The sequence below is a fragment of the Brevundimonas sp. NPDC092305 genome (genome assembly GCF_044755415.1).
Taxonomy (GTDB): Bacteria; Pseudomonadota; Alphaproteobacteria; order Caulobacterales; family Caulobacteraceae; genus Brevundimonas.
Window position 1 is genome coordinate 599,562 of the sequence record NZ_JBIVQY010000002.1, and the last position, 23,896, is coordinate 623,457.

Genomic DNA, 23,896 nt, shown 5'->3' on the forward strand with positions numbered 1-23,896 from the left:
CGGGATTCGGGAACGCCCGACTTTGTCCTCACAAGTTTAAGGCCGCATTAACCAGACCGGCCGGCGGCGCAGATCGTACAGGCCGGATCGGCGCCGATGCCCGCCGTCCGGGCCTCGCCCGTCAGGCCGTCGTACAGCACCACTCGCCCGGTCAATGCGCGCCCGGCGCCGGTGATCAGCTTGATCGCCTCAAGCGCCGCCATCGACCCGACCACCCCCGCCAGCGCGCCTACCACCCCGACCCGGGCGCAGGTCTCGGCGTCCGGCGGCGGTTCCGGCACGAAGCAGCGGTAGCAGGGCCGTCCGGCGAAGACGCCGACCTGTCCCGACCATCGCCCCAGGGCGCCCGAGACGAGAGGGCGACTGGCCGCCACACAGGCGGCGTTGACCGCGAACCGCGTGCTGAAGTCGTCGGTGCCGTCCAGAACCACGTCGCAGTCGGCGATCAGGGCGTCGGCATTCGCCGAGGTCAGGCGCACCGCCTCGGCCTCGATCTCCACGCCGGGATTGAGCGCGGTCAGGGCCTCGGCGCCGACCTCCACCTTGCCCCGGCCGATGTCATCGGTGGCGAACAACACCTGACGCTGAAGGTTGGACAGGGACACGACGTCGTCGTCGATCAGCCTCAGCCGTCCGACGCCCGCCGCCGCCAGATACAGGGCCGCCGGCGCACCGACTCCGCCCAGACCGACCACGGCCACCCGCGCGGCTTTCAGGCGCTGCTGCCCCGGCCCGCCGATCTCGGACAGCACCAGATGGCGGGCGTAGCGTTCGATGTCGTCGTCGGTGAAGCTCACGCGTCCGATGTAGGGCGCAGAAGGGCCGAGGTCACGCGGCCTTGCGCAGATCCAGCATGGTTTCGGCTTCGGCCGCGGTGACGCGCGAAAGGCAGGTCAGGCCGGCGCGCTGGATCAGCGTCTCCGGATCGCCGCACAGGCACATGGGGTCGGTCATGCTGCGCGCCGCGATGGGTTGGTCGATCAACACCCGGACATTGCGATGCCGGCCGTCCTCGACGATGCGGCGCATCAGCCGGTCCAGATCGGGCCGCGCGCCCTCCAGCACCTGCAGGATGTGCCCGCGGTGGAACATCACGCAGCCGGTCACATGGTCGCGCCGGTTGTTGCGCTCGGACGCCCCCAGAATCTGGGCGACGGAAAGCACAGATGCGCCGGTCTGGCCGACAGCTTCACTGGCGTAGATAAGTCGGTGAAGCACGAACGTGCCCTCGTTTCCAGAATAGCGTGGTTATATTTCCTTCCTGTAACCGTTTACGCAGGCGAGATAATGGCAAAGCTGGTGCGTTGATTTTGCTCCGCTTCCGGCTTGCCCCGCCGCATTTCGGACGCCATCTGGGGCGGATGACCCACTCCCACGCTTCAGAGACGACCGGCCCGGGCTGGCACGGAACGACCATCCTGGCCGTCCGCAAGAACGGCCGCACCGTCATCGCCGGCGACGGCCAGGTCTCCATGGGACCGACCATCGTCAAGGGCGCCGCCCGCAAGGTGCGCACCCTGTCGGGCGGCAAGGTTCTGGCGGGTTTCGCCGGCGCCACCGCAGACGCCTTCACCCTGATCGAGCGGCTCGAGACCAAGCTGGAGCAGTATCCGGACCAGCTGGCCCGCGCCTGCGTCGACCTCGCCAAGGACTGGCGGACCGACCGCTATCTGCGTCGGCTCGAGGCCATGCTGCTGGTGGCGGACAAGAGCTCGATCTTCACCGTCACCGGCGTCGGCGATGTGCTGGAGCCCGAGCACGGTGTCGCCGCCGTCGGCTCCGGCGGCAACTATGCGCTCGCCGCCGCCCGCGCCCTGATCGATGAAGACACCGCGCTGGACGCCGAGGCCATCGCCCGCAAGGCGATGAAGATCGCCGCCGACATCTGCGTCTACACCAACGGCAATCTGACGGTGGAAACGCTGGGAGATTGATCCGGGCCTAACTGTCGCGCCGCATCATCGCCCCTGCGACGCCGGTGATCTATCGCTCCCTCTCGCCAACTCGCTTCGGCTCACCCATTTCGGAAGCATGACAGACCTTTCCCCCCGCGAGATCGTCTCCGAGCTCGACCGATTTATCGTCGGACAGGAGGACGCCAAGCGCGCCGTGGCCGTGGCCCTGCGCAATCGCTGGCGCCGCAAGCGCGTGCCCGACGACCTGCGCGACGAGGTGACGCCCAAGAATATCCTGATGATCGGGCCGACGGGCGTTGGCAAGACCGAGATCGCCCGCCGTCTGGCCCGACTGGCCGGCTCGCCGTTCCTCAAGGTCGAGGCGACCAAGTTCACCGAGGTCGGCTACGTCGGCCGCGACGTCGACCAGATCATGCGCGACCTCGTCGAGGCGGCTCTGGTCATGGTCCGCGAGAAGCGCCGCTCGGGCGTGAAAGCCCGCGCCGAGGGGCAGGCCGAGGAGCGCATTCTTGACGCCCTCGTCGGTCCCGGCTCCCAGCCGGCCACCCGCGACAGTTTCCGCAAGAAGCTGCGCGCCGGCGAACTGGACGACAAGGAGATCGAGATCGCGCTGGCGGACACCGCGCCCGCCATGCCCGGGCTGGACCTGCCGGGCGGGAACGTCGGTATGATCAATCTGTCCGAGATGCTGGGCAAGCTGGGCGGGAACAGGACGAAGACGGTCAAGCTGACGGTCCGCGATGCGCTGGGCCCGCTGGTCACCGAGGAATCGGACAAGCTTCTGGATCAGGACAGTCTGACCAAGGAAGCCCTGCTGCTGGCCGAGAACGAGGGCATTGTCTTCATCGACGAGATTGACAAGGTCGCCGCCCGTCAGGGCGCGTCCGGCGCCGATGTCTCGCGCGAGGGCGTCCAGCGCGACCTGCTGCCCCTGATTGAGGGCACGACGGTCTCGACCAAGTACGGGCCGGTGAAGTCCGACCATGTGCTGTTCATCGCCTCTGGCGCCTTCCATGTGGCCAAGCCCTCGGATTTGCTGCCCGAACTTCAGGGCCGCCTGCCGATCCGGGTCGAGCTGAAGGCCCTGACCCGCGACGACTTCGTGCGCATCCTCACCGAGCCCGAGGCCAATCTGATCCGCCAGAACCAGGCCCTGCTGGCGACCGAGGAGGTCACGCTGACCTTCACCGCCGACGCGGTCGAGGCGCTGGCCGACGCCGCCGTCGCCGCCAACTCCACCATCGAGAACATCGGCGCCCGCCGCCTGCAGACGGTGCTGGAGCGCGTGCTGGAAGAGACCAGCTTCAAGGCCTCCGACCTCGCCGGGCAAACCGTCGCCTTCGACGGCGATCGGGTTCGCGACCGCATCGGCGAACTGGCGAGGAACGCGGACCTCAGCCGCTACATCCTCTAGTCTGGCAACCGCGGCCGGTCTTCATCCGTATCTCCTCGCAAGAGGAGACGCCGATGATCCGTGCCTGCCTGTTCGCCGCGACCGCCGCCCTGCTGGCCGCCTCGCCCGCCGCCGCCCAGTCCACGGACGTGAACCTCGACCAGTTCGACGGCCGCTGGTTCGAGATCGTGCGCAATCCCAACAACGTCCAGAAGGACTGCAGCCGGGCCCAGATCGACTTCACGCCGCAGGGGCAGGCCAACCGCTACGGCCTTGTCGTCACCTGCACCCGCCGCACGGATGGCGAGGTCGAACGTCTGCGCGCCAATGCCCGCATCACCGATCCCGGCACCAATGCGAAGTTCCGCTTCACCTTGACCGGCATCATGAGCTTCGGCGGACTGGCGGGCCAGAACTACTGGGTCTGGGACCACGCCCCTGACTACAGCTGGGCCATCATGGGTCTGCCGAACAAGTCCAACTGGTGGATCTGGCACCGCAGCCAGTCGCCGTCGGAGGCGACGAGAACGCAGCTGATCAACCGCGCCCGGGCGCTGGGCTTCGCGACCGGAAATCCGGTTCACACCGGGCGCGGATAGTTTCCGGCGCCCTCCGGCTCCTCATGCGTTGACGAGGACGAGAGGAGTGCGTCCAGTGGAAAATCCCGGCGCTGCAACACCCGATCGACCGGCGGAGGAGAGGGCCCTGCACCGCCTCTGGCGACAGAGGTTCCAGCACGACCTCCCCGTCAACGACCACGTCGACATGATCCAAAGCCTTTTGCTCGAGTACGGCGTCTCGCAGGCCGAGATCGACCGTGAAATCGAACGGGAGCGGGCGCTCGACGGGCCCTGACGCCAGCATGGAGACCCGTTTTCCGTCACGCCCGGCGTGGTTAACTTGCGTAGGAGGCCGGGCTCAGGCCGACAGAGCTAGTCTTCAACTCTGTCGCCGTGGCAATCGACCGTGAACAGGTGAGCCGTCACGGTGTCGATGCGGATGCGCTCGCACCCTTTGTGTTTCTCCAGAAGCTCGGTGATCTTAGCCAGAACCTCCGGCGCGCGATTCACGTGGGCGATCTCCACCGGCGAAACGCTCCCGGCGCTAAAGACCGTCAAGGTGTATGGACCCATAGTCTGCATCCGAGGCCCGCTGGAGAGACCGTGCGGGTCTCTATCGCCTGACGGCAGTGTCTGGTTCCGGACAGTCTTCTTAAAAAACGGCTATGTTCCCTGAACGCCCGTCCACCTGCCTTCGGCCCCGGGTGCGTCGACGGAGGCAAAGCCTCGCTTGCCTTGGGAACGAAGCCGGAACATAAAGTCGGGATGCCCGCCGCCGTCGCGCATATCGAGCTCGCCTTCAGCCGCCCCGAGACCACGCTGTCCGTAACCCGGGGCGCAGCGCGGCTGATGGTGGATCTCGGCTATGCGCCCTTGCTGGAGGTTGGACTGCCTAACGGGCGGCGCGCCGACGTCATGGCGCTCGGACCGCGCGGGGATATCGTGATCTGCGAGGTGAAGTCGGGGGCCGAGGACTATCGTTGCGACCAGAAATGGCGCGAGTACGGGCCGTTCTGCGACGCCTTCTACTTCGCCGTGGCGCCCGAGTTCCCGCAGGATTTGCTGGAGGGCGACTGCGGGCTGATCGTCGCCGACGGTTTCGGCGGGGCGGTGGTGCGGGAGGCGACCTTGAACCCGCTGGCTCCCGCGCGGCGCAAGGCGCTGACCGTCGCGTTCGCCCGGCTGGGCGCCATGCGGACTCTGCGGGATCAGGCGGGCGGCTGAGCCTCGACCGGGCCGCTTTCGCCGCCGGTCATGATGGCCGACCGGGCCGCGGCGCAGCCGGTCAGGGTGCGATCGCCGATCTTGACGATGGCGGACAGCGGATAGGTCCGGTCGCTCATACCGTCCGAGCATTCCGTCGCCGTCAGGGTGACCTTGAACTCCTGGCTCTGCACCGCGGACTCATAGACGGCGATCGTACCCTGCATCACCGGCGCCGGCTGGGGCGCGCGCAGTTCGGGCGGCTCGGGCGCGGTATAGGTCATCTCCGACCCGTTCAGATCCACCGACCAGAACGGCTCGGTGCCCAGCGCCCGGATCGGCTGTTTCAGATCGACGCCCGCCAGAACCGCCGGAGCGACAGGCGTAGAGATTTCGACCGCCTCGGTCCGGTCCGACTGGTCGCCGCAGGCGGCGAGCGCGAGGGTCGACAGGGCGGCGAGGGCGATCAGGCGCATGGGTATCTCCGTTCGGCGGCGACAAGACCCGCGCACGGGCCGGGTGTCAAACTCCGAACCACCGCCGGGGCGATCGGTTCAACCGCTCAGAGCCAGCCCTTCTTCCTGAACCACGCCAAGGGCACGATCACCGAGATCAGCATGGCGATCAGCGCCATCGGATATCCCCACGGCTGCGCCAGCTCCGGCATGTGCACGAAGTTCATCCCGTAGATCGAGGCGATCAGCGTGGGCGGCAGCAGGGCCACCGAGGCGACCGAGAAGATCTTGATGATCGACGACTGCTGGATGTTGATCAGCCCCAGCGCCGCCGAAAGCTGGAAGTTGATCGAACTGGCGACCGCCTGATTGTGCAGGATCAGGCTCTCGGCGTCGCGCCGCAGCGACTGCATGTGCGCGTGCGCCTCCTTGTCCGCCAGCCGCTCCTCGCCGCTGATGAAGGCGAAAATGCGCGACAGGCCGGCCAGGCTTTGCTCGATGCGGGCGTTGGCGATCTGGGCTTTGCCCAGCTTGTTGATCAGCTTCTCGAACCCGACCCGACGCCCCTCGGCGAAGACGTGATTGGCGATCGCTTCCACATGCTCGACATTGCGCGACAGGATGTCAGAGACGCGGTCGATCACCGCTTCCATCAGGTTCAGGAACACCCCGGTGCCCGTGTCGCACAGCCCCGGCTCGCGCCCCAGCTTGTCCATGACCATGGTGAAGGGCTTGGGATCGGAATAGCGGATGGTGACCAGCGGCCCGTCGGTCAGGACGAAGGTCACCGGCTCGATGCCCGGAATCTCCTCGTCGCCGCGGGTGATGATGTCGGCGGTGACATAGGTCGCGCCGTTCTCGCGGTAGATGCGGCTTGAAGCCTCCAGCTCGGCCATCTCCTCGCGGGTCGGGACCGAGACGCCGACCGCCTTCTCGACGACGGCGTCTTCTTCACGCGTCGGCTTGACCAGGTCGATCCAGATGATGTCGGGCGCCAGCGTCCAGTCGCCGGGATGGACCTCGACGGGCTCGCAGTCGACGCCGCCGGCGCGAAAGACGCGGATCAAGAGAGGGCCTCCACAGAGGCCCGGGCGTCAGGGCTGGCCGACGTCCGCAGGCGCGCTGGCGGCCATGAGCAGGGGCCGCTCGCCGCCGCGCGGGGCGTCGGCGTAGATGAAGCCGTTGGTCGGATAGACGCTGGTGCCCAGATCATTGATCGGGTTGTACCAGACCTTCACGGCCGTCCAATCGCCATTGTCGGAGACGTCGACGACGGTGACGTTTTCCTCGACCTTGCCGCGGCTGCCGCCCCAGTTGGCGTGGGTGATGCGGATGACGCGGTCGGTCAACACCTCGGACACCACGGCGACGTGGCCCATGCTCATCCGTCCGCTCGAGGCGAAGGACAGGACGGCGCCGGTCTGCGGGCGGTTTCCGGTGCGATAGCGGCCCTGTGCCTGGCTCCACCAGGTGTTGGCGTTGCCGAAGATCTGAACGCCCGAGAACATCCGGGCGAAGGTGACACACTGCCAGTACGGATCGGCGGCGTTCGCGACAGGGGCGGCGCTCAGCGCAAAAAGTCCGAGGGTCGCCGCAACCGCGGCGGCTTTGAGCCGTTTCATCATGCTGGATGCGGTCCCGACCTGCTTACTGGGTCCAAGGCCTAACCGATAAGGGCGCAGGGTTGAAGAACCCTTGCGTCGCTTCACGTGCGCGCTTCCGCCGCAGGGGCGGGTTTGTCGTTTTTGATCTTGATCCGGCGCAAAGCCTGACGAGCGGGGCGTTCCACCAGGTGGTAACTGCCCATCGCGGCAACCGGAATCGCGGCCACCACCCCCAGCCACACAATTATGTGAAGTCGGTCGGAATCGGCCCCGAGAAGCTTCGCCGCGAGGTTGGTCACGACCAGAATCACCGGCGCACAGACCATGTAGATCGAGTAGGAAATCTCGCCCAGATAGACCCCGACGGGCGAAGCCAGCACGCCCGCGCGGTGATTGTCCATCGACCCCAGACCAAGGATGAGCGCGCCTGCGAACAGCACGGTGATCGCGTCCCACCACAGCAGCGACGCGCTGACGATCATGCCGAGGGCTGCGATCAGGGCCACCCGGCCCCCGTGCCGGATCGGCGCCTTGCGCCTCACCAGATACAGCGCACAGCCCAACGCGAAACACGGCACGATCCTGAGCGCACCCCAGCGGAAGGTCGCCTCGGTCAACGAGAAGCCCGACCACAGCGGGAAGGCCGCATAGAGCATCAGCGCCAGCACGGCGGTCAGCAGCACGGCGATCCATGGCCGATCCCTCAACCGCCACGCCACGAAGGCGTAGGCCGGGAAGGTCAGATAGGCGAACCACTCCGCCGAGATCGACCAGGACGGATGGTTGAACGCCGCCGAGGGCGCGAAACCCCATGCGTGGGTCATCGTCAGATGCGCCGGCAGCGACCGCCAGTCGGTCAGGCTCTCGCTCACGCTCAAGCCGGCCACGCCGGCGGCGATCCCCAGCGCCATCATGGCGAACAGGGTCAGCAGATGCATCGGATAGACCCGCGCGATCCGCGCCCACAGGAAGCCGCCGTGCCCATACCGCTTCTCGCCGAACGCCTCGAGATAGACGTGGCTGAGGATGAAGCCGGACAGCACGAAGAAGGTCTCGACCCCCAGATAGCCCTTGGTCACCGCGTTCGGGATGAAGCTCACATCCAGATGCGGCCATGCCGTGAACAGCACCACCCACGCCGCCGCAATGAAGCGAAGCGAGGTCAGGGGTCGAAGGTCGGCGGGCGTCGCGACGGGGGTCATGGCGCGCAGGCTGCCAGAACAGGCTTCCGAAACGATTAAGCCGGTCAAGGGCCGCGCCTTACCGCGAATTCACGGTCCGTGGAGCATCCGCCCGACCCCGCCTGAGCCTCTCATCCCCGAGACCCATCAAGGAGAGAGACCATGCTTCTGACCACCCTAATGACACTGACCCTGGCCGCCGATCCCGCGCCGGTCATGCGCGTGCAGGCGACCGGCCTGAACCTCGCCCGACGCGCCGACGCCGTCGTATTCGCCGGGCGCGTCGCCGAACAGAGCCGCGCCTTCTGCGCCGTTCACGTCGAGCGGATCACCCCCGAACACGTCGGCGACCCCCGCTTCTGCGAGCGGGGTATGGCGCGGGAAACACTCCATGTGCTGCCGGCCGAACATCGGGCCGCCTTCTACCGGGCGGGCGGCCGTCGCGTGCTGACCCGGCTGCAGCGTTAGGCCGCGCACTCCGCCGGCGGATTGCCGTCGCGTTCCCACAGGGCGCAGGCCCGGTCGATCTCGCCCTGTATCGTCGCGCAGTCGTTGGCGGCGTTGCAGGGCGGGTGCGTGGCCGGGCTGACGGCGCGGCAGCGTTCGACCAGTTTCGCGGACGCCTCGGCGCCCCGTTCGTCCAGACAGGAGCGGATCGAACCTTCCGTCACGGGCGTCGCCACTTCTTCTTGGGGCGGGGCGTCGACCGGCATCTCCGGCGCAGGCGCGGCGGCGGGCGCGGCGGGTTCGGCCGGGGCCTTTTCGGCGGGCTGACCGCAGCCGGCCAGCGAGGCGGCGGCGATCAGGGCGAGGACGGTCAGACGCATGGGGGCTCTCCGTTCGGTCGCGAAGCCGCGACCCTGCCCCGTTTCAAACGCGGAAGAAAGCGTTAGCGGCCCAGAGCGGCCCGCTGCAGGGCGAACAGCTCGGCGCATCCACCCTCGGCCAGCTGGAACAGGCGCTCGAACTCGGCCCGGGTGAAGCCGCGCTTCTCGCCGGTCGCCTGAATCTCGACGATCGAGCCCGAGCCGGTCAGCACGAAGTTGGAATCCGCCTCGGCAGAGGAATCCTCTTCATAGTCGAGGTCCAGCACCGGCTCGTCGCTGCACACTCCGCACGAGACGGCCGCCACCTGATCGACGATCGGATCGACGGCCAGCACGCCTTCCCTGCGCAGGTAGTCGAAAGCCGAGGCCATGGCGACCCAGGCGCCGGTGATCGCTGCGGTCCGCGTGCCGCCGTCCGCCTGGATCACGTCGCAGTCCAGCACCACCTGCCGCTCGCCCAGCGCCTTCAGGTCGACCACCGCCCGCAGCGAGCGGCCGATCAGCCGCTGGATTTCCTGTGTCCGGCCGGTCTGCTTGCCGGTCGCCGCCTCGCGACGGCCCCGCGTATGGGTGGCCCGCGGAAGCATGCCGTATTCCGCCGTCACCCAGCCCGAACCCTTGTTGCGCATCCAGCCGGGCACGTTCTCCTCGACCGTGGCCGTGACCAGCACCTTCGTGTGACCGAAAGACACCAGACACGACCCCTCGGCATAGCGATTGACGCCGGTTTCGAGCGTCACAGGACGAAGCTGGGTCTGCAGGCGTTGGGAGGGGCGCATTCGAGGGTCCTTGGAAGCGGTCGCCGGGCTGCTTATCCTGAAACCATGAGCTCCGAAACCACGACGGCCGGCCGCGTACGGCTTCGCCCCGCGACGCTGGCCGATGTGCCGACGCTTCAGGCGTGGGATCGCGAGCCGCATGTCATCGCCTGCTCCAGCGACCGCCCCGATCTGGAGGTCGCCTTCGACGGCATTGACTGGCCGGAGGAACTGGCGGAAAGCTCGGACGTCAGCTTCTATCGGATCGCCGAGGTGGCCCATGACGGACTCTGGCGGCCGATCGGCGTCATGCAGATCTGCGACCCTCATCTGGAGCCCACGCACTACTGGGGCGAGATCGAGCCCAACCTGCGCGCCATGGATATCTGGATTGGCGACCCGGGCACCCTGAACATGGGCTACGGTACGCAGATGATGACGCTGGCCCTCCACGACGCCTTCAGCGATCCAAAGGTGACCGCCGTCGTGATCGATCCGCTGAACTCCAACACAGACGCCATTCGCTTCTACCAGCGGATGGGCTTCGAGGTCGTCGGCCGCCGGATGTTTGATGAGGACGACTGTCTGGTGCACCGGCTGACGCGAGAGCAGTGGGAGGCGCGGACATGAAGACCCCGCTGCTGACCTCGACCGCGCTTGAACCCGGCGGCCTCGTCGGTCTGGACCAGCGCGCCCGCGACATCTTCCGCCGCATCGTCGAGAGCTACCTCCAGACCGGAGAGCCTGTCGGGTCGCGGACCCTGTCGATGAGCGGCATCTCCCTGTCGCCCGCCTCGATCCGCAACACCATGCAGGACCTGACGCTGGCCGGCCTGCTGGCCTCGCCGCATATGTCCGCCGGACGCATTCCGACCCACGCCGGCCTGCGCCTGTTCGTCGACGGCCTGCTGGAGATCGGCGACCTGAGCGCCGAGGAGCGGCGCGAGATCGACGGCCGGTTGGCCGGACGCGGCCGGGGCTTCGACGAGGCGCTGAACGAGGCCTCCAGCCTGCTGTCTGGTCTGGCCGGCGGGGCGGGCATCGTCGCCAGCCCGGTCCGCGACGCGGGGGTCAAGCACGTCGAGTTCGTCGCGCTGGGCCATGATCAGGCGCTCGCCGTTCTGGTCGGCGACGACGGCTCGGTCGAGAACCGGCTCATGCCGCTGAAGGCCGGGGTGACGCCCTCGACGCTGCAGGAGGCCTCGAACTTCCTCAACGCCCGCCTGAAGGGGCGTCCGCTGCACGAGGCGCGCACCGAGATGCGCACCGAACTGGACGCCGCCCGCCGTGAGCTGGACGTCGCGGCCGCCCGGCTGGTCGAGGACGGACTGGCCGCCTGGTCCGGCGGCAGCGAGCGGGAGCGGGCCCTGATCGTGCGCGGCCGCGCCAACCTTCTGCAGGACGCCGGCGCCATGGAGGATCTGGAGAAGGTCCGCATCCTGTTCGACGATCTGGAGCAGAAGGAAGAGCTGATCGGCCTGCTGGACGGCGTCTCCGCGGCGCAGGGCGTTCGCATCTTCATCGGCGCCGAAACGCGCCTGTTTTCGCTTTCGGGTTCCGCCGTCGTCGCGGCGCCCTATATGAGCGGCCGACAGCGGGTCGTGGGCGCCATCGGCGTCATCGGTCCCGCCAGGCTGAACTACGCCCGCATCATTCCGTTGGTGGATTACACCGCCCGGGTGCTGGGGCGGATTCTGGACGGACAAGAAACGTGAACGACATGCCCCACCGAGACCCTGACAGCGGCTTCGACAACGACCCCAACCTGTTCGACGAGCCCGAGACCGACGTCGCGGCCGCCCGTGACGAGGACGATCTGGGCCCGGTCGACGCCCTGATCGCCGAGCGCGACCAGTGGAAGGATCGCGCCCTGCGCGCCATCGCCGAGGCTGAGAACACCAAGAAGCGCGCCGAAACCTCGAATAATGACGCCCGCGCCTACGCCATCCAGAAATTCGCCCGCGACCTGCTGGGCGTGGCTGACAACCTTGAACGCGCCATCCATGCCGCACCCAAGGACGCCGAGGGCGCCGCCGCTGGACTGGTGTCGGGTCTCGAGCTCACCCAGAAGGCCCTGCTGCAGGCCTTCGAGGGCAACAACCTGCGTCGTGTGGCTCCGGAGCCCGGCGAAACCTTCGATCCGCACCTGCATCAGGCCATGATGGAGCAACCCTCTGAGACGGTTCAGGGCGGCAAGGTGCTGCAGACCCTGCAGGCCGGCTACGAACTGTTCGGCCGCACCGTGCGTCCGGCCATGGTCGTGGTCGCCGCCAAGGGTTCTGGCGCGGCCGCCGGAAACGCGGCCTATGCGGCGGCGGAAGCGGCCCCGGGCGGCGCGTTCGACGGCAAGGCCTAGGCCTTCAGATACCGCCGAACATCATCGACAGCTTCGTCCAGCCGTCCGCCGCATCGGCAGGGCGATAGCTGTCGCGGTAGTCGGCGTGGAAGCCGTGCGGCGCGCCCGGATACACCTCAATGCCGCTGGTCGTCTGACCCGCCCTCTGCAGGGCCGTACGCATCGCCTCGACCGAGGGCAGCGGAATTCCACGGTCAGCCTCGCCGTAAAGGCCCAGCACAGGGCATTTCAGGTCGGCGGCCAGATCGACCGGCCACGGCTGGCCTGATGCGATCTGTTCGGGCGTCGCGTCCGGCGCCGGAGCCAGACGGCCGTACCAAGCCACGCCCGCGTCCAGCGCGGCGAAGCGGGCGCAGGCCTGCCACACCACCTTGCCGCCCCAGCACCAGCCGGTGATCCCGACCTTGTCCGCATTGGCCCACAGCTGGCCGCTGGCCCAGTCCAGCGTCGCGGCGATGTCGCCCATCACCTGCTCATAACCCGCCGCCGCCACGATCTGCTGGATGCGCTGCATGTCGCTGAGCGGGGCAGGGTCCTCGACGCGGTTGAAGAAGGCCGGCGCGATGGCCGCATATCCGTCCTTGGCCAGCCGCCGGCAGATGTCGCGGATATAGGCGTGGACTCCGAAAATCTCGGACACGACGATCACCACCGGGAAGGGGCCGTCTCCCTCCGGCCGCGCCACATAGGCGGGCACGCTGAAGCCGTCCGGCGCGGGATAGGTCGTCTCCTCGATGACCAGACCCGTCTCCGGCGTCGTGATCGGGCTGGCCTGCGCCGCCAGCGCGGCGGGCGCATATCCGGCGAAGAACAGTCCGCCCAGACCGGCTGCGCCCAATGTCCGGCGGCTGAGGATGACGTCGTCGGCGACGGGGCCTTCGGGGCGGATCAGATCGGTCATGGCGAGCTCCGGCGAACGAGGCGCGGACCGTGACAAGCGTCTTGCCGGTCGTCGAGTCACATTCGCCGTGAGGTCAGCGCGCCCGCCTCAGCGTCAGATTGATCCGCCCGCCGCCCGGGACGAGGCTGGAGGAGCCTCCGATCACCCGGTCGATCCCATGCCGCGCCAGTCGCGCCGGCCCGCTCAGGGCGCAGACGTCGCCCGAGGCCAGCTTCACCGACCGCGTCGGCCCGCCGCCCGCCGCGCCGATCCGGAACACCGCCGTGTCCCCCAGCGACACCGACAGCACCGGCGCCGTCAGGTCCGCCTCATCCCTGTCCTGATGCAGGCCCATCCGCGCGTCCGCGTCATACAGGTTGACCAGACAGGCGTCCGGCGGCTCCGGCCAGCCCGCGAGCGTGCGCCACAGCTCCAGCAGCACCGCCGGGATTTGCGGCCACGGCTCGCCCGTCTCCGGGTGGGTCGATTGATAGCGATAGCCCGCCCGGTCCGACACCCAGCCCAGCGGTCCGAAATTGCTCATCCTGACCGAGAACGGCCGCCCGCCCGGCGTTATGGGCCGATACGGCGGTGCGATCTCCAGACCGCGCAGCACCTCGGCCAGCAGCGCCGCCTGCGCCTCGGGCGACAGGGCGCCGGGCCACAGATGGAAACCCTCTAGTCCGGTCTCGAGCGGCCTGGGCGTCACCGGGTCAGATAGTAGTCGGCGATCCTGCATACGTTCACATTCTCGCGCACCAGCGTCTGCCCGCCCGCCAGCTCCGCCCGCAGGTCATAGAGGCAGCCGCCCTGACCGTCGTCGATGGTCAGCAGCCGGCTCGCGCCCGCCTCCACCGCCGTCCCGCCCAGCAGGTCCGCGCCATAGTTTCCCGAGCGGACATCGGCGGCCTGGAGTTTCGCCAGCCCGACGCCGGTCTGGTTGTGCACGCGAATGCGGCGGTTCTGTCCGTCCTGCGACTGGGCTGCGGCCATGCCGCCGACCGCCAGCGCGGCGGCCAGAATTCCGGCGGTGATGGTTCTGGTGATGATCATGCGCGCCCTCCCCGGCTCGTCGCCCTGATGGAACAGCCAATATATGGCGACGCCGGGGCGATGTCGCACCTGACGTTGACTGATCATCGATTCGATCGAAAGGCCTTGCAGGCGGGGGGGCATATCCCATATCGGCGTCAACCGCCTGAAGACCCCGCGGTTCGTGGGGGCTTCGGGCAAGGATCCACCGACCAACCTTATGCAGGGGCGGTCACGCGCGGCGCTTCGCTTTAAAAGGCCGCCGCATCGCCCGCTGAACGGAGTGAGAAGACAAAGCCCATGGCCAAGATCATCGGTATCGACCTCGGCACCACCAATTCGTGCGTGGCCGTCATGGACGGCAAGAATCCCAAGGTCATCGAAAACGCTGAAGGTGCGCGCACGACCCCGTCGGTCGTCGCCATCCAGGAGGGCGGCGAGGTTCTCGTCGGCCAGCCCGCCAAGCGTCAGGCGGTGACCAACCCCACCAACACCTTCTTCGCCATCAAGCGCCTGATCGGCCGCAACTTCACGGATCCCGTGGTGGCGAAAGACAAGGACATGGTGCCCTACGAGATCGTCAAGGGCCCCACTGGCGACGCCTGGGTGAAGGCCCACGGCAAGGACTACTCGCCCCAGCAGGTCTCGGCCTACACGCTGGGCAAGATGAAGGAGGCCGCCGAGGCCTACCTCGGCGAGACCGTGACCCAGGCCGTCATCACCGTGCCCGCCTACTTCAACGACGCCCAGCGTCAGGCGACCAAGGACGCCGGCAAGATCGCCGGCCTCGAAGTCCTGCGCATCATCAACGAGCCGACCGCGGCCGCGCTGGCCTATGGTCTGGACAAGAACGACGGCCAGAAGATCGCCGTCTACGACCTCGGCGGCGGCACCTTCGACGTCTCGATCCTCGAGATCGGCGACGGCGTGTTCGAGGTGAAGTCGACCAACGGCGACACCTTCCTCGGCGGTGAAGACTTCGACCTGCGTCTGGTCGACTACCTCGCCGACGAGTTCAAGAAGGAACAGGGCGTCGACCTGCGTTCCGACAAGCTGGCCCTGCAGCGCCTGAAGGAAGAGGCCGAAAAGGCCAAGAAGGAGCTCAGCTCCACGACCCAGTACGAGGTCAACCTGCCGTTCATCACCATGAACGCTTCGGGCCCGCTGCACCTGAACATCAAGCTGTCGCGCGCCAAGCTGGAAGCCCTCGTCGAGGATCTGGTCCAGCGCACGATCGAGCCCTGCAAGAAGGCTCTGGCCGACGCCGGCATGAAGGCCGGCGACATCGACGAAGTGGTTCTGGTCGGCGGCATGACCCGCATGCCGATGGTTCAGGAAGCCGTGAAGAAATTCTTCGGCAAGGAGCCCCACAAGGGCGTGAACCCTGACGAGGTCGTCGCCCTCGGCGCCGCCGTTCAGGCTGGCGTTCTGCAAGGCGACGTCAAGGACGTGCTGCTGCTGGACGTGACCCCGCTGACGCTGGGCATCGAGACCCTGGGCGGCGTCTTCACGCCGCTGATCGAACGCAACACGACGATCCCGACCAAGAAGAGCCAGGTCTTCTCGACCGCCGACGACAACCAGTCGGCCGTGACGATCCGGGTCTTCCAGGGCGAGCGTCCGATGGCGGCCGACAACAAGGTGCTGGGTCAGTTCGATCTGATGGGCATTCCGCCGGCGCCGCGCGGCATGCCGCAGATCGAGGTCGCCTTCGACATCGACGCCAACGGCATCGTGCACGTCACCGCCAAGGACAAGGCGACCAACAAGGAGCAGTCGATCCGCATTCAGGCCAACGGCGGCCTGTCGGATGCGGACATCGACAAGATGGTCAAGGAAGCCGAGGCCAACGCCGCGGCTGACAAGGCCCGCAAGGAACTGGTCGAGGCCCAGAATTCGGCCGACGCCCTGATTCACTCGACCGAAAAGGCCATGGCTGAACACGGCGACAAGGTCGGCGACGCCGAAAAGACCGCGATCCAGACCGCCCTCGACGACCTGAAGGCGGCCAAGGATTCGACGGATCCGGAAGCCATCCGTGAGAAGACCAACACGCTGGCGCAGGCTTCGATGAAGCTGGGCGAGGCGATGTACGCGGCCCAGAACGCCGGCGGCGGCGATGAGGCTTCGGCCGAACAGCCTGCCGACGACGGCGTGGTCGACGCGGAGTTCGAGGAAGTCTCGGACGCCGACGACAAGAAGAGCGCCTGACGCGGAAGGGGCCCGGGTTTCTGACCCGGGCCCTTTTCCGGACGATCCGGACGCATCGGACGCATCGGACGCTTCGGACGGTAAATATTCGTCCGGGCCGTCCGGGCAGACCCCGGATCTTGAAACTTGCATCATCGGATCGGGCGCCCATGTCAGCCCGGTCACCGCTTCGCTTCAGACGCCGGAACAGGCGCGGGGCGGGCGAGAGTAAGAGGACGAACGCCGCATGGCGCGAGACTATTACGAGGTTCTGGGGGTCGAGCGGACGATCGACGCCGCCGGTCTGAAATCGGCCTATCGCAAGCTGGCGATGCAACACCACCCTGACCGCAACGGCGGTTCGGAAGAGTCGATGGCGATCTTCAAGGAGGTCTCCGAGGCCTACACCGTCCTCAGCGACGACCAGAAGCGCGCCGCCTACGACCGCTTCGGCCATGCGGGCGTCAACGGCGGGCAGGGCGGCTTCGGCGGCGGCCAGCAGGGCTTCCACGACATCAACGACATCTTCTCCCAGGTCTTCGGCGATGCGTTCGGCGACGCCTTCGGCGCCCGCCAGCAGGGCGGCCGTCAGGGCGGTCCGCGTCGCGGCTCCGACCTGCGCTACGATCTCGAGATCACGCTGGAGCAGGCCTACAAGGGCGCCGACGTCGACATCTCCGTGCCGACCACCGCCGCTTGCGACACCTGCGAGGGGTCCGGCGCGAAGAAGGGCGCCAAGCCCACCACCTGCGGTACCTGTCAGGGCGCCGGGCGCGTCCGCACCGCCAACGGCTTCTTCCAGATGGAGCGCACCTGCCCGGCCTGCGGCGGCCAGGGCAGCCGTCTCGCCCCCGCCGACACCTGCGCCAGCTGTCACGGCCAGGGTCTCGTCCGCAAGAACCGCAAGCTCCAGCTCAAGGTGCCCGCGGGCGTCGACGAGGGCTCGCGCATCCGCCTGTCGGGCGAGGGCGACGCCGGCCAGCGCGGCGGTCCGCGCGGCGACCTCTACGTCTTCATCGGGGTGAAGCCCCACGAACTGTTCGAACGCGACAATCTCGACCTTCTGGTCACCGTGCCGGTCTCCGTGACCACGGCGGCGCTGGGCGGCGAGATCGACGCCCCCTGCCTGACCTCCGAAGCCTGCGACGGCCGCTGCCGCGCCGCCGTCGACGTTCCGGCGGGCGCCCAGACCGGCAAGACCGTGCGCATCAAGGGCAAGGGCATGCCCCACCTCAACGGCCGTCAGCGCGGTGATCTGGTGGTCGAGCTGTTCGTCGAGACCCCCACCGACCTGACCGACCGCCAGCGCGAGCTGCTGGAAGAACTGGCCGCCTCGCTGGGCGACACCCAGACGCCCCGGAATTCCTCCTTCGCCGGCAAGGCCAAGCGCTTCTGGGCCGATATCCTTGGCGACAAGGAAGCGGCGCAGTAGGCTCGCGACCGGATCATCAGGGGACGGAATGAGCGCCATCTTTCACGCCGGCATTTCCGGCGCCCGGGGCCGGATGGGCCGGGCCGTCTCCGCCGCCCTCGACGCCCGCGACGACGTGGTGGTCTCCGCCCGCTTCGACCGGGGCGAGACGCCCGACCTCAGCCTGTGCGACGTGGTCATCGACTTCTCGACCCCCGAAGCCTCCGTCGAGCTGGCCCAGGCCTGCGCCGACCGCGGCGGCCCGGCGCTGGTCATCGGCTCCACAGGCCTGACCCCGGAACAGGACGCGGCGATCCTCAAGGCCGCCGAGAAGATCGCCATCGTCCGCAGCGGCAACTTCTCGCTGGGCGTCAACATCCTGATCGGTCTGGTCGAACACGCCGCCCAGCGTCTCGACGGTCGCGACTGGGATATCGAGATCACCGAGGCCCACCACCGCCGCAAGGTCGACGCCCCCTCCGGCACCGCCCTGATGCTGGGCGAGGCCGCCGCCAACGGTCGCGCCGAGGATCTCGACGCCCTCCGCAGCCCGCCCTACGACGGCGTGGGCGGTGCGCGCGAACCGGGCAAGATCGGCTTCTCGTCCATCCGCGCCGGCGGGATCATCGGCGAACACACCGTCCTCTTCGCCTCCGAGGACGAGGTCCTGACCCTCAGCCACTCCGCGATTGACCGCAGTCTCTTCGCCAAGGGCGCCGTCGCCGCCGCCGCCTGGGTCCGCAGCCGCAAGCCGGGGCTCTACGACATGCAGGACGTGCTGGGCTTCCGGCAAGCATAAGCTCCCTCTCCCCGGATGACAGCGAGAGGGGAGAGTGTACGTCAAGCGCTTTACAACACAAAGTACTTGTGCGATGAAGTGGTCATCCCAACGGAGCCATCCATGACCGCCGCCGCTTTCACTCCGCCCGCATCCCTGACCGCCGAGCCCACGCTCGCCGTCGCAGCGGGCAGGGTTCTCGCTCTTGCCGGGACCGTCTTCGGGCTGTCCAACCTGTTCCAGTACGGCGTCCAGAGCGGCCTGCTGCATCTGCATCCGGCCACGCTCGGGCTGAGCTGGCCCATCGCCGTCACCGCCTTCCTCGTCGTCCTGGCCCGCCTTCGCAGATCGGGCGGAGAGGCGGGCCGACGCGCTGCGGGCTGGTCCCGCTGGACCATCGGCCTGATGATCCTGGCCGCCCTCAGCCTGCTGGCCGTCTCCTTCATCCGGCAGGACTTCACCACCATGCTGTGGATGACGCCCGTCGGTCTGGTCCTGTACGGCGCTGCCTGGACGATCGCCGGCGTACGCGCTCGTCGGGGCTGGATGGCCGGCCCGGCGCTGGGCGTCCTCAGCGCCGCCGGCGTCGCCGCCTCATTGCTCGGTTCCCCCGAACATTACCTGACCTATGCGGTCGGCCTGTTCGCCTTCGTTCTCATCCCCGGCGCCGGGCTGGCGTCGGCCCGCAAGGCCTGAGGAGGCCAACGTCCATGACGCACGATACCGAAAACGCCGCCGCCGACATCGCCTGGCTGCGCAAACTGGCCGAGGACGGCGCCGACGCGCCCATGCGCGGCGCATCCATCCTGATGATGGGCGGGCTGGTCTACGGCTCCGCCGCCGTCTTCCACTGGCTCGCCGCCGCTGAAATCATCGATCTCTCCATCAACAGCGCCTCGCTGGTCTGGGGTGTCGCGACGGTCCTCTTCTGGATTCTGCTCGCCATCATGATCCCGCGGGTTCGGCGCGCGGGGGCCTCGAGCACCGTCGCCAATCGTGCGTCCGGCATCGCCTGGGGAAGCGTCGGCTGGGGCATCTTCGCAATGGCCGTCGCGATGGGCGTTCTGGGCTGGCGGCTGGGCCCGTCGGCCGCTCCGGCGCTCTTCACACTCATCCCGTCCATCATCATGGTCTTCTACGGGGCCGGCTGGGCCGTCAGCGCCGGCATGTTCAAGAGCCGGACCATGTGGAACCTGTCGCTGGCCAGCTTCGCCGCCGCTCCGGTCATGGCCGTGTTCGCCGGACAAGCGACCCAGTATCTGGCGTACGCCATCGCCCTGTTCGGCCTGATGGCCCTGCCGGGCTACCTGCTGATGCGCGCCGCGAACCGCTGATCATGGCCGACGATTTCGACATCAACCGGATCGACGACGTCATCCATGGCCGGGTGCGGCTGGGCATCATGGCTGTGCTGGCGGGGGTCGAGACCGCCGATTTCAACACCCTGAAGTCCCGGCTCCAGACGACCGACGGCAACCTTTCGGTCCATCTGCGCAAACTTGAGGACGCGGGCTTTGTCTCGGTGACCAAGCGGTTCGAGGGGCGCAAGCCCCTGACAGAGGCCGCGATGACGGCGCAGGGACGCAAGGCCTTCGTCGCCTATCTCGACGCGATGCAGGGACTGGTGGCGGGCGGTTCCGGGGTCGGCTAGACGGGGCGGATGGCCGACCGGATCCACCGCTTCGACGCGCTCGACAACTTCCGCGACTATGGCGATTACGCCACGGCCGCCGGTCGCCGGGTGGTCCCGGGCCGCCTGTTCCGCTCGGCCCATCAGGCCCGCGTCAGCGACGCCGATCTGGACCGGCTGGGCGCATTCGGCATCGGCACGATCGTCGACCTGCGGCGTCCCGGCGAACGCCGCGACCAGCCCTCCCGTCGTCCTGTCGGCTGGGCCGGGCAAGTGCTGGAAAGCGACCTCGGCTCCGACGGCGAGGCGCCGCACATCACCTTTCTGAAGACCTCTGACCTCACAGTCGACGCCGGTCGCACCTTCATGACCGGCGTCTATCGCCAGCTTCCGTTCGAGGCCTCGCACCTCGACCTGTTCGCCCGCTATTTCCGGGCGCTGGGCGAGGCGGACGGCGCCGTTCTGATCCACTGCGCGGCGGGCAAGGACCGCACCGGCATGCTGGCCGCCCTGACCCACCATCTCCTGGGCGTCCACCGGGACGACATGATCGCCGACTATCTGCTGACCAACACCGCCGTCGACCTCGACCGTGTCGCCCCGCGCGTCGCAAAACAGCTTCAGGACCTGACCGGCCGCGTGGCCGCCCACGACGCCGTCGTCGCCTTCCTCGGCGTCGAGCCCGTCTATCTCGAGACCGCGCTGGCCGAAATCGAGACGCGGCACGGCTCGATCGATGGCTATCTGGAAGAGGCGCTGGGCGTCGACACGGCCCTGCGCGACCGTATCGGCGAGCGGCTGTCGGCGTGATCGCGGCCTTTCAGGCGACGGTTCGAAAGCCGCTGTCCTGGCGCGATCCGCTGGCCGTGGCGAATGGCCTCCGCGACAGGGACGGCCTCGCCGCCCTTCTGTCCGACGGCGCTTACGGCCGCCGGTCGTGGGTCTCCGCAGAACCGGATCACGTGCACGTCGGGCCCATCGAGACCCTCTCCCTGCTGGACAAGCCCGCCCTTGCGCAGGGCGTCATCGGCCTCCTCGCCTATGACGCCGGCGCCCGCGTCGCGACCGGCCCACGTGAGCAGATCTGGCCCGACCTCATGCTGGCCCGATACCCCGCCATACTGGCGTTCGATCACGACGAGCAAACCGTCACGGCGATCGGGCGCGGCGTCGATACGGCCGCCGCCGAAGCCGCGATCATGCGCGCCGAAGCCTGGCTGGCCGACGCCGTCGAACCGATCTTCGAGCGACCCCCGGCGCAGGCTTTCGCGGCCGAGGCGCCCGACCAGACCTACCTCTCCGCCGTCGCCGACGTCGTCGAGCGCATCGCGGCCGGCGACCTGTTCCAGGCCAACATCGCCCGCGCCTGGAGCGGGACGTTGCATCCCGACGCCCAGCCGTTCGCGGTCCTCGCCCGGCTCGCAGGCCGCGCCTCAGCCTATGGCGCCTATCTGAGACTCGGCGACCGCGCCCTCGTGTCGAACTCGCCGGAGCTGTTCCTCGCCTTCGACGCCGCGACCCGTCGGATCGAAACCCGTCCGATCAAGGGCACCCGCCCGCGCGATGCCGATCCCGCCCGGGACGCTGATCTTGCAGCCGACCTCGCCGCCAGCGCCAAGGATCGGGCCGAAAACCTGATGATCGTCGACCTGATGCGCAACGACCTGTCCCGGGTCGCGGAGCCCGGATCAGTCCACGTCCGCGACCTGTTCGACCTCGAACGGCACCCGACCGTGCACCACCTCGTCTCGACGGTCCAAGGCACGGCGCGGGCGGATGTCACGCCGGCCCGCATCCTCGCTGAAACCTTCCCTCCGGGCTCGATCACCGGCGCGCCCAAGCATCAGGCGATGAAGGTCATAGCGGCTCACGAGGCCCCACGAGGCCCGTGGTGCGGCACTCTGTTCAGGCTGGATGACGATGGACTTACGGCTTCCGTTCTGATCCGGACAGCGTCGTTCGAGAAGCACGATGGAGACTGGAGCTTCCGGACCCTCGCCGGCGCCGGCATCGTCGCCGACAGCGACCCGGCATCAGAACTGGCTGAGACGGAGGCGAAGGTCCGCGCGCTCCGCGAGGCGTTGAGCGAGCCCTAGCAGTCGGTGCAGACAGTCGTTTCGGAGGTGCGGGGACGCAGATAGTAGGTCGAGCTGAAGTTCGTCTTTGGCAGGAATTTTCCAACCAGCGACTTATACTCGTACTTCGTCTCGCTCATCACGATGCTTTGCCCGGCGGAGATCAGGTCCGGCGGGATCTGCACTACCGTATTCGGAGCCAGCTTGGCCATCCCGACGCCATTGCTCCAGCTCCAGGCGACACGAGCCTGACCGCCGGAGATGACGATGCTGGTGACGCGTTGCTCCAGCGTCGTGCGGGGGAAGGGGCTCATGACCATTTCCGCGACCTCTAGGATGTCGCCGAGATCCTTCTTGGTCACCGTCTCCTGCTGCGTCGACAGGTCAGCCATCATCGACGACACGTGCCCGGTCCGCTTCTGCACCATGTAGCCTGAGCAAAGCTCCGTCAGGCCGAAGTAAAACATGATCATGACGGGGGCCAGCAGCGCGAACTCGACCGCCGCGATCCCCCGGTCATCCGACCGGAACCCCCCGAGAAAGCGTGCTGTCATTTCGGCTCGTTTCTGAAGGCCGTCGCCGACGACAGAAGGAAGGGGCCGTTCGGCAGCCGGGACAATCCGGGCGTCAGAAAGCCCGTGAACATCGGCTGCTCGTACCAGATCCGAACGAGGATCAGATCGCCCGCCGCGCCGTAGCTGTATTGATCCTCGTCCCGGGGGTTTCTGCCCGACGCCAAGGGGTCCTCGGGCGGGTCGGAGAGGTCGATGACCCTGACATCGACAGTGGTTCGAGCCGCGCAATCCGGGGCGAATATGCTCATGCGCGAGCAAAAATTGTCCCTGAACTGGTCCTGTGTCATGCGCTGGGCTTCGGCCTGCCCGGTCCGAATGAGCCGGCCCGTCTCGATCATGGCGTTGTCCGCGACTGATCCTACGGTGAAATACATTGCGACCTCGATGATCGCGAACAGCATGAACATGAATGGGAAAATGACCAACCCGAACTCGACGGCGGTCGCGCCCTCTGTCGCGTGCCAGAATCCCCGCCGCGACAGCCGTTTCAGAAGATGGCGCCGGCGCATGTCGTTGGCCTTAGGGGGCGGCCGGCGATGGCGCGTTCGAGGCGCCTGAAGAGCGAACCGAGGGCGCACAGGAAGAGGCGCAGGCCATCTCGGTCGCCTGTCCGCCGCGCCAGACACGCACCGTGCTGGATCCGGCAGCGCCGGTCACCACGATCTCGCTTTGAAAGACAGAGCGACCCACCGCATCGACCGCCACGATCTCGGTCACACCGTAGCCCTTGCCGGTCACGTACAGTGTATTGGCGTCCACGACGGTCACGTCGGCGATTTGCGGATTGCCGACAATCACTGACGCCGCTGCGCCGCGCAGGGACACCCGTTGCGCCTGGTCAATGCCGATATTGAGACGCGCGGATTGCGCGGCGCTCGAGCTGGCCGCCAATGCGACGCCAAGTGAGACGAGAACTGCCGGAACGCGGACGGGACGGGTCATGGCGGAATCTTTCAATGCACGAGCGCGCGCGAGGAATGCGCGAACCATGATCTTCATTCCTCAATAAAGCTTGAATCCGGAAGCGCTGGCTCAGGTCCGTGAAGTTTTCGAGGTTAAAAACAGAGTAACC

Annotated in this window: 31 protein-coding genes; 16 read left to right on the top strand and 15 right to left on the bottom strand. The window is 67.7% G+C overall.

The features are described from left to right. Positions 1–47 precede the first annotated feature (47 nt). Positions 48–797: a HesA/MoeB/ThiF family protein gene (locus ACIQC9_RS13445; RefSeq protein ID WP_400616799.1), complete on the bottom strand. Its 750-nt coding sequence runs from the start codon at positions 795–797 to the stop codon at positions 48–50. Between the two features lie 31 nt (positions 798–828). Then, on the bottom strand, positions 829–1,218 hold the full coding sequence (locus ACIQC9_RS13450) for a BLUF domain-containing protein (protein ID WP_400616802.1): 390 nt from the start codon (positions 1,216–1,218) through the stop codon (positions 829–831). A 143-nt stretch (positions 1,219–1,361) separates the two neighbouring features. Between ACIQC9_RS13450 and hslV the strand changes: the two genes are divergently transcribed. From hslV to ACIQC9_RS13465, 3 genes are all read left to right on the top strand, one after another. Further along, positions 1,362–1,934 carry an ATP-dependent protease subunit HslV gene (hslV, locus tag ACIQC9_RS13455; protein WP_400616805.1) on the top strand — a complete coding sequence of 191 codons (573 nt, stop codon included), beginning with the start codon at positions 1,362–1,364 and terminating at the stop codon, positions 1,932–1,934. Positions 1,935–2,031: 97 nt separating this feature from the next. Continuing rightward, positions 2,032–3,330 carry an ATP-dependent protease ATPase subunit HslU gene (gene hslU, locus ACIQC9_RS13460; protein WP_400616807.1) on the top strand — a complete coding sequence of 433 codons (1,299 nt, stop codon included), beginning with the start codon at positions 2,032–2,034 and terminating at the stop codon, positions 3,328–3,330. Positions 3,331–3,383: 53 nt separating this feature from the next. Continuing rightward, the gene (locus tag ACIQC9_RS13465) at positions 3,384–3,908 is read left to right on the top strand and encodes a lipocalin family protein (RefSeq protein WP_400616810.1); all 525 of its coding nucleotides are present in this window, start codon (positions 3,384–3,386) and stop codon (positions 3,906–3,908) included. Positions 3,909–4,241: 333 nt separating this feature from the next. On the opposite strand, the gene ACIQC9_RS13470 is transcribed toward ACIQC9_RS13465, so the two are convergent. Beyond that, positions 4,242–4,442 (bottom strand): hypothetical protein, encoded by a 201-nt coding sequence (locus ACIQC9_RS13470; RefSeq protein WP_400616813.1) that lies wholly within the window; start codon positions 4,440–4,442, stop codon positions 4,242–4,244. 192 nt (positions 4,443–4,634) lie between these two features. Between ACIQC9_RS13470 and mmcB the strand changes: the two genes are divergently transcribed. After that, the gene (mmcB, locus tag ACIQC9_RS13475) at positions 4,635–5,093 is read left to right on the top strand and encodes a DNA repair putative endonuclease MmcB (protein WP_400616816.1); all 459 of its coding nucleotides are present in this window, start codon (positions 4,635–4,637) and stop codon (positions 5,091–5,093) included. Here the strand turns inward: mmcB and ACIQC9_RS13480 are convergent. From ACIQC9_RS13480 to ACIQC9_RS13495, 4 genes are all read right to left on the bottom strand, one after another. Beyond that, a complete protein-coding gene (locus tag ACIQC9_RS13480; protein ID WP_400616819.1) occupies positions 5,078–5,548 on the bottom strand; it encodes a COG3650 family protein in 471 nt (156 codons plus the stop codon). The genes mmcB and ACIQC9_RS13480 overlap by 16 nt on opposite strands. A gap of 86 nt (positions 5,549–5,634) precedes the next feature. Next, positions 5,635–6,594 carry a magnesium transporter CorA family protein gene (locus tag ACIQC9_RS13485; protein ID WP_400616821.1) on the bottom strand — a complete coding sequence of 320 codons (960 nt, stop codon included), beginning with the start codon at positions 6,592–6,594 and terminating at the stop codon, positions 5,635–5,637. 27 nt (positions 6,595–6,621) lie between these two features. After that, positions 6,622–7,149 carry a CHAP domain-containing protein gene (locus tag ACIQC9_RS13490; RefSeq protein ID WP_400616824.1) on the bottom strand — a complete coding sequence of 176 codons (528 nt, stop codon included), beginning with the start codon at positions 7,147–7,149 and terminating at the stop codon, positions 6,622–6,624. A gap of 83 nt (positions 7,150–7,232) precedes the next feature. Next, positions 7,233–8,381: an acyltransferase family protein gene (locus ACIQC9_RS13495; protein WP_400616826.1), complete on the bottom strand. Its 1,149-nt coding sequence runs from the start codon at positions 8,379–8,381 to the stop codon at positions 7,233–7,235. Between the two features lie 93 nt (positions 8,382–8,474). On the opposite strand from ACIQC9_RS13495, the gene ACIQC9_RS13500 reads away from it, so the two are divergent. After that, complete coding sequence (locus ACIQC9_RS13500; protein ID WP_400616829.1) at positions 8,475–8,780, top strand: hypothetical protein; 306 nt, start codon at positions 8,475–8,477, stop codon at positions 8,778–8,780. Here the strand turns inward: ACIQC9_RS13500 and ACIQC9_RS13505 are convergent. Beyond that, positions 8,777–9,139 carry a hypothetical protein gene (locus ACIQC9_RS13505; protein ID WP_400616832.1) on the bottom strand — a complete coding sequence of 121 codons (363 nt, stop codon included), beginning with the start codon at positions 9,137–9,139 and terminating at the stop codon, positions 8,777–8,779. The two genes, ACIQC9_RS13500 and ACIQC9_RS13505, sit on opposite strands and share 4 nt — an antisense overlap. A gap of 62 nt (positions 9,140–9,201) precedes the next feature. Then, positions 9,202–9,918 carry a ribonuclease PH gene (rph, locus tag ACIQC9_RS13510; RefSeq protein ID WP_400616834.1) on the bottom strand — a complete coding sequence of 239 codons (717 nt, stop codon included), beginning with the start codon at positions 9,916–9,918 and terminating at the stop codon, positions 9,202–9,204. A gap of 45 nt (positions 9,919–9,963) precedes the next feature. On the opposite strand from rph, the gene ACIQC9_RS13515 reads away from it, so the two are divergent. Genes ACIQC9_RS13515 through grpE form a run of 3 tightly spaced genes read left to right on the top strand, consistent with a single transcriptional unit; the run spans position 9,964 to position 12,253 of the window. After that, positions 9,964–10,527, top strand: coding sequence for a GNAT family N-acetyltransferase (locus ACIQC9_RS13515; protein ID WP_400616836.1), 564 nt, complete (start codon positions 9,964–9,966; stop codon positions 10,525–10,527). Beyond that, on the top strand, positions 10,524–11,612 hold the full coding sequence (hrcA, locus tag ACIQC9_RS13520) for a heat-inducible transcriptional repressor HrcA (protein ID WP_400616839.1): 1,089 nt from the start codon (positions 10,524–10,526) through the stop codon (positions 11,610–11,612). The genes ACIQC9_RS13515 and hrcA overlap by 4 nt, the downstream gene beginning before the upstream one ends. A 50-nt stretch (positions 11,613–11,662) precedes the next feature. Continuing rightward, on the top strand, positions 11,663–12,253 hold the full coding sequence (grpE, locus tag ACIQC9_RS13525) for a nucleotide exchange factor GrpE (protein ID WP_400617362.1): 591 nt from the start codon (positions 11,663–11,665) through the stop codon (positions 12,251–12,253). 4 nt (positions 12,254–12,257) lie between these two features. On the opposite strand, the gene ACIQC9_RS13530 is transcribed toward grpE, so the two are convergent. The 3 genes from ACIQC9_RS13530 to ACIQC9_RS13540 form a co-directional block, all read right to left on the bottom strand. After that, a complete protein-coding gene (locus ACIQC9_RS13530; RefSeq protein WP_400616841.1) occupies positions 12,258–13,154 on the bottom strand; it encodes a dienelactone hydrolase family protein in 897 nt (298 codons plus the stop codon). Between the two features lie 73 nt (positions 13,155–13,227). Then, complete coding sequence (locus ACIQC9_RS13535; protein ID WP_400616843.1) at positions 13,228–13,872, bottom strand: alpha-ketoglutarate-dependent dioxygenase AlkB family protein; 645 nt, start codon at positions 13,870–13,872, stop codon at positions 13,228–13,230. Further along, entirely contained in the window at positions 13,839–14,186 is a 348-nt protein-coding gene (locus ACIQC9_RS13540) for a hypothetical protein (protein WP_400616844.1), read from the bottom strand. The genes ACIQC9_RS13535 and ACIQC9_RS13540 overlap by 34 nt, the downstream gene beginning before the upstream one ends. A 279-nt stretch (positions 14,187–14,465) precedes the next feature. On the opposite strand from ACIQC9_RS13540, the gene dnaK reads away from it, so the two are divergent. The 8 genes from dnaK (at position 14,466) to ACIQC9_RS13580 (ending at position 22,270) form a co-directional block, all read left to right on the top strand. Beyond that, on the top strand, positions 14,466–16,376 hold the full coding sequence (gene dnaK, locus ACIQC9_RS13545; protein WP_400616847.1) for a molecular chaperone DnaK: 1,911 nt from the start codon (positions 14,466–14,468) through the stop codon (positions 16,374–16,376). 226 nt (positions 16,377–16,602) lie between these two features. Next, positions 16,603–17,787: a molecular chaperone DnaJ gene (dnaJ, locus tag ACIQC9_RS13550; RefSeq protein WP_400616849.1), complete on the top strand. Its 1,185-nt coding sequence runs from the start codon at positions 16,603–16,605 to the stop codon at positions 17,785–17,787. Positions 17,788–17,815: 28 nt separating this feature from the next. Continuing rightward, on the top strand, positions 17,816–18,565 hold the full coding sequence (gene dapB, locus ACIQC9_RS13555) for a 4-hydroxy-tetrahydrodipicolinate reductase (RefSeq protein WP_400616851.1): 750 nt from the start codon (positions 17,816–17,818) through the stop codon (positions 18,563–18,565). A gap of 102 nt (positions 18,566–18,667) precedes the next feature. Then, positions 18,668–19,240 (top strand): hypothetical protein, encoded by a 573-nt coding sequence (locus tag ACIQC9_RS13560; protein WP_400616853.1) that lies wholly within the window; start codon positions 18,668–18,670, stop codon positions 19,238–19,240. A 14-nt stretch (positions 19,241–19,254) separates the two neighbouring features. Beyond that, complete coding sequence (locus ACIQC9_RS13565) at positions 19,255–19,878, top strand: hypothetical protein (RefSeq protein WP_400616855.1); 624 nt, start codon at positions 19,255–19,257, stop codon at positions 19,876–19,878. Between the two features lie 2 nt (positions 19,879–19,880). Beyond that, entirely contained in the window at positions 19,881–20,195 is a 315-nt protein-coding gene (locus ACIQC9_RS13570) for a winged helix-turn-helix domain-containing protein (RefSeq protein WP_400616857.1), read from the top strand. A 9-nt stretch (positions 20,196–20,204) separates the two neighbouring features. Continuing rightward, positions 20,205–20,984: a tyrosine-protein phosphatase gene (locus tag ACIQC9_RS13575; RefSeq protein ID WP_400616859.1), complete on the top strand. Its 780-nt coding sequence runs from the start codon at positions 20,205–20,207 to the stop codon at positions 20,982–20,984. Beyond that, positions 20,981–22,270 carry an anthranilate synthase component I family protein gene (locus ACIQC9_RS13580; protein ID WP_400616861.1) on the top strand — a complete coding sequence of 430 codons (1,290 nt, stop codon included), beginning with the start codon at positions 20,981–20,983 and terminating at the stop codon, positions 22,268–22,270. The genes ACIQC9_RS13575 and ACIQC9_RS13580 overlap by 4 nt, the downstream gene beginning before the upstream one ends. On the opposite strand, the gene ACIQC9_RS13585 is transcribed toward ACIQC9_RS13580, so the two are convergent. Genes ACIQC9_RS13585 through ACIQC9_RS13595 form a run of 3 tightly spaced genes read right to left on the bottom strand, consistent with a single transcriptional unit; the run spans position 22,267 to position 23,823 of the window. Beyond that, positions 22,267–22,803, bottom strand: a complete 537-nt coding sequence (locus ACIQC9_RS13585) for a TadE/TadG family type IV pilus assembly protein (protein ID WP_400616863.1) — start codon at positions 22,801–22,803, stop codon at positions 22,267–22,269. The two genes, ACIQC9_RS13580 and ACIQC9_RS13585, sit on opposite strands and share 4 nt — an antisense overlap. Beyond that, positions 22,800–23,333, bottom strand: a complete 534-nt coding sequence (locus ACIQC9_RS13590; RefSeq protein WP_400616865.1) for a TadE/TadG family type IV pilus assembly protein — start codon at positions 23,331–23,333, stop codon at positions 22,800–22,802. Before ACIQC9_RS13590 ends, ACIQC9_RS13585 begins: the two co-directional genes overlap by 4 nt. A gap of 10 nt (positions 23,334–23,343) precedes the next feature. Continuing rightward, entirely contained in the window at positions 23,344–23,823 is a 480-nt protein-coding gene (locus ACIQC9_RS13595; protein ID WP_400616868.1) for a pilus assembly protein N-terminal domain-containing protein, read from the bottom strand. Between the last annotated feature and the right edge of the window lie 73 nt (positions 23,824–23,896).